This window comes from Pedobacter sp. 01T416_2 (assembly GCF_056398925.1).
In genome coordinates, this window is record NZ_JBFTQI010000858.1 from 1 (window position 1) to 2337 (window position 2337).

The window sequence follows — 2337 nt, forward strand, 5'->3', positions numbered from 1 at the left end:
AGTTAGAATAAGACTATCAGCACAAGCAAAAAGCCATTAACAACTGATAATAAGCGGGTTAAAAATATATTACCCAAAAGTGTCACCTCCGCCCAATTTTTCCCATAAATTTAAAGGACGCTAGTAATGAACTCCTTAACAGAGGCCAAAATTTATTCAGATAGCGACCGTCCCTATACTCCAAAAAATCATACCTTTCATTAGACAGCAGCGTGGGTAATACGTTAAAAAAGCAGGGATGGCAGAAAATATCTGTGTTCCCAGGGCAGGGACTTTACCGCAGGTTTCCTTCAGGTTTCACCTCGCGATGGACATTGTTGTTATAAGCTAATAGTTGGCGATTACATACTCCATAAAGAACCCGCATCCAATGTTATTAAGTTAATCGTTTTTAATCACAGATGCACACAGATAAACACGGATTCTATATCCGCATGCATTCTTTCTGCCTGTAGTTCAAACTCTTACATCCGGATAAAAGGTTTTTGGAAATGTATAGTTCAGTACCTGTGGAGGAAGCAGCCCCGCCCCCGCTTCTGCCCCAATTGAAAAAATTGTGGCATCCCGCTAAGGTCGGGTTTAAATCACACCTGTTATTGCTAAATGAGGGGTTTTCCGTGCAACAGGCCTAACCAATTTAGCCMTTGGCAAAGCGGTACCCTGCAATGTCAATAAACTAAGCGTTTTTTAATTACAGATAAGCACGGATTTTCATATCTGTGTGCATCCTTTCTATCTGTGGTTTAATTTATTTTTACTTGTGCCGAATGGCTTAACTTAATGACATTACACTCACACCGTCAAGTTTATCAAATGTATAACACAAAAAAAGAGGCTGTATCATAAAGACAATTTCAACTCAGATACTGTCATATTGAGCCTGTCGAAACATCTTAAAGAGTATTTAAACAGGCCCTTCGACAGGCTCAGGGTGACAAATCTGTATTTATGATACAACCTCTACTAACGTTGTACAAGAGACCTTAATTAATTAACCTTTTTCGCCAAAATTAATTGTGCGCTATGTGGTAGCAAATCATTAATCACATATTCTTTTTCGAAAACGCCGATTTCCTTACCGGTCCATTTATTGCTTAAAGTATATTTTCCGGCAGGTAATTTTATTTTACGGCTAACCGGAGCATCACTTGCGTTAAACACTGTGTATTCAATGTGATCTTTAAAATTAATAATACCTACTTCAAATTTTTCGTTTTCGAACCTGGCCGACTTTCCTGTTGGGGGAATCATCTTTTTAAGAATTGCCAGTCTTTCTGGCTTAATTGTAGTCAGGTCATCACCACTCAATAACATGCCGCCCGAGGCATACACTGTTGTAGCATGGTATAAAAATTCATTTTCTGGCAACACAACTTTCTTTGCTGTAGCTGCATTACCTCCCTGATCCATTACATCTTCGGCACCATTATCAGTTAAGAGAATACAATCCGGATCGTTCCACCATAACCGTCCATTCTGCCAGCCCCTGAGTAGGTTTTCTCTTCCTATATTCCGGAACGATTTCCAGTCACGCCAGGTATCCATAGAACTTCTCGAACCATGAATTAAACCCAGCGAGCCCCATATTGGATGGTTACAACCCAGTATAAAGGCATCTCCAGAACCTTTAAGTATGGCTTCCATACCCCGGCGATAAGCTTCGATTCTGGTCGCCTTTTTATCGTAATGTACACCACCATGCATAGCGCCCCAATAATTGGCATCAAGCTTAAAATAAGTAACGCCCCATTTTTGACGCATGGTTTTAAAAAGTTCGGTATAATATTGCTGAACTGCCGGGTGTGTACCATCTAATACATACCATGGCCCTAAGCGCCAACCTCCAAAACCTATTTTATCAGAACGTAGCGGTTTGCCAGTTTCATCCTTAACAAACCAATCGGGGTGGTTTTTGAATAATTCGGATTGTGGACTGGCCACAAATGGCGCTACCCAAATGGCAGGTTCTAAACCTTTATTTTTAATATCGTGCAGTACCTGCGCAACATCGCCTCCAAAAGCTTTTCCTTTTTCGAGCCAATCGCCCATCCAGGGCTGGTAACCATCATCAATTTGTATGTATTTTAGCTGTGGCAGGTTTTTGGCAATCCAATTGGTATTATCTGATACATTTTTGGCTGTAACCGCCGGGCCAAAGCAATACCATGAACACCAGCCCATTGGCACCGGATCGTGCTTTAACCGTGGGTGATGTTTAGAAATAGCTTCGGTTAAACGATCGTAATTTTTTTCCCGGTCGTTACTTGTTGTTACCAAAAACTCTTCCAGGCTCCAGGTTTCGCCAGGCTGCAGCACCAGGTTTTCGCAATCGAGCGA

Annotated in this window: 1 protein-coding gene; it reads right to left on the reverse strand. The window is 41.4% G+C overall.

Annotated features, from left to right (window positions below):
* Positions 1-987: 987 nt before the first annotated feature.
* A partial coding sequence (locus AC1DPQ_RS25075; protein WP_477611222.1) for a glycoside hydrolase family 36 protein occupies positions 988-2337 on the reverse strand: 1350 nt, incomplete at its 5' end.